The sequence below is a fragment of the Mesorhizobium sp. M1A.F.Ca.IN.020.06.1.1 genome (genome assembly GCF_004023265.1).
Classification (GTDB): Bacteria; Pseudomonadota; Alphaproteobacteria; order Rhizobiales; family Rhizobiaceae; genus Mesorhizobium.
Genome location: NZ_RZSR01000990.1, coordinates 1 through 2,150 on the forward strand (window position 1 = coordinate 1; position 2,150 = coordinate 2,150).

At 63.5% G+C, this 2,150-nt stretch carries 2 protein-coding genes and 1 pseudogene; all 3 read right to left on the reverse strand.

Annotation, left to right across the window (positions count from 1 at the left end):
* Positions 1 to 39: 39 nt before the first annotated feature.
* Positions 40 to 687, reverse strand: coding sequence for a dihydrofolate reductase family protein (locus tag EOA60_RS29970; RefSeq protein ID WP_095824743.1), 648 nt, complete (start codon positions 685 to 687; stop codon positions 40 to 42).
* Between the two features lie 146 nt (positions 688 to 833).
* The gene (hemB, locus tag EOA60_RS29975) at positions 834 to 1,865 is read right to left on the reverse strand and encodes a porphobilinogen synthase (protein WP_095824742.1); all 1,032 of its coding nucleotides are present in this window, start codon (positions 1,863 to 1,865) and stop codon (positions 834 to 836) included.
* A gap of 179 nt (positions 1,866 to 2,044) precedes the next feature.
* Positions 2,045 to 2,150, reverse strand: a pseudogene (locus EOA60_RS39330) (DUF2066 domain-containing protein); the annotation flags it as partial.

Sequence of the window (2,150 nt, forward strand, 5' to 3'; positions counted from 1 at the left end):
CTTCCCCATCTCCCACAGGGGGAGAAGGGGGAGCCGAGCTTACGCCCGCCCGATCATCACATGCGTCGCGTCGGCGGTCGCGACCTGGCTGGTGCAGCGGTAGCCGAGCTTCGGCATGTCCAGCCCGGCGAAAAGATGCTCGCCGGAGCCGAGCAGGATCGGCGAGACCGCGAGATGCATCTCGCCGATCAGGCTTTCCTTCAGATATTGCCGGATCGTGGCGACCCCGCCGCCGAGCCGCACATCCTTGTCCTTGGCGGCCGTCTTCGCCTGTTCGAGCGCCGAATGGATGCCGTCGGTGACGAAGTAAAACGTCGTGCCGCCTTCCATTAAGATCGGCGCCCGCTTGTGATGGGTGAGCACGAAGACCGGCACGTGATAGGGCGGGTTGTCGCCCCACCAGCCTTTCCAGCTCTCGTCCGGCCATTCGCCGCGGACCGGCCCGAACATGTTGCGGCCAAGGATCCAGGCGCCGACATTCTCAAAACTGCGCGCGGCGAAGCTGTCGTCGCTGCCGGTGGTGCCGCCGTCTTTGCCGATCACCATCTCACGAAAGGTGCGCGTGCCGATCATCCATTTATGCAGTCCTTCGCCGCCGACGCCGAGCGGGTTTTCGAGAGTCTGATCGGGGCCGGCGCCGTAGCCGTCCAGCGACAGGGTGAAAGCGTTGACGCGCAGCTTTGACATGATCGCCTCGTGAACTAGTTGCATTTTGCAAGCAGTCATGGAGTAGCTTAACTGATTGCATTATGCAAGCGGAATTTTCCGGCGAGAGATCAACTCGTCGGGCGGCGCCCAGGTGACGCGGCGAGAATTTAAAATTGCGCCTGGGCCTAGCCCCTCAGCATCTCCGCAACGGTCGGCGCGAAATAGGTGAGGACCGCGTCGCAGCCGGCTCGCTTGAGCGCGAGAAGCGATTCCAGCATCGCCTTTTCGCCGTCGATCCAGCCATTGGCGCTGGCCGCCTTGATCATCGAATATTCGCCCGACACCTGGTAGGCGAAGGTCGGCATCTGGAACTCGTCCTTCAGCCGGCGGATGATGTCGAGATAGGGCAGCCCAGGCTTCACCATCAGCATGTCGGCGCCTTCGGCCAGATCCTGCTCGGCCTCGCGCACGGCTTCATCGGAATTCGCGTGGTCGATATAATAGGTCTTCTTGTCGCCCTTGAGCAGGCCGGCGGTGCCGACTGCCTCGCGATAGGGGCCGTAGAAGGCCGAGGCGAATTTCGTCGCATAGGACATGATCGCCACGTCCTGGAAGCCGTTGGCGTCCAGCGCGTCGCGGATCGCGCCGATGCGGCCGTCCATCATGTCGGACGGCGCGATGATGTCCGCGCCGGCGGCTGCCTGGATGACGGCCGCGGCCGTGACCTGCTCGACGGTTTCGTCATTGACGATGATGCCGTCGCGCAGGATGCCGTCATGGCCATGGCTGGTGAATGGATCGAGCGCCGCGTCGGTAATGATGCCGATCTCCGGCACCGCGTCCTTGATGGCGCGGGTGGCCCGGTTGATGACATTGTCGGGATCGAGGATATGCGAGCCCGTCTGGTCGCGCAGCGAAAGCTCGATGTTGGGGAAAGTCGCGATCGCCGGGATGCCGAGCTTGGCGGCGCGCTTCGCTTCCTTCACCGCGAGGTCGACCGACAGGCGGTAGACGTCCGGCATGGCGGCGATCGGCTCGCGCACATTTTTGCCGTCGACGACGAAGATCGGCCAGATCAGATCGTTCACCGAGAGCTGGTTTTCCTGCACCAGCCGGCGCGACCAGTCGGCCTTGCGCATGCGCCGCAGCCTGCGGCTGCCTGTGATCTCGTCGACGCTGCGGGCGCCGGCAGGCTTTGCGGGGGTAAACTTGTTCATCGCCAGAACTCTGTTGTCGTCCCGGCTTTTACCATGCGCCCCTGCCGCTGACCAATGCGACACGATTGTGCCAGTTGCTTCCGCGAAGAACGAGGAGAGGGGATCGCCGGCGCTGGAGCACTTCCCTTCTCCCTTGACGGGGAGAAGGTGCCGGCAGGCGGATGAAGGGCAGCCGACGTTTACGGCTGTCCATTCCCCGACAGAATCTGTGCCGCGCCCTTCACAGCCACGCGAAAAGCCTCGTCGAAACTGACGCCGCGCACCTGCCATTGATAGGTCTTGCCG

Coding starts and splice junctions, on each gene's coding strand:
- EOA60_RS29970 (WP_095824743.1), bottom strand. CDS start 687: ATGTCAAAGCTGCGCGTCAACGCTTTCACCCTGTCGCTGGACGGCTAC.
- hemB (WP_095824742.1), bottom strand. CDS start 1,865: ATGAACAAGTTTACCCCCGCAAAGCCTGCCGGCGCCCGCAGCGTCGAC.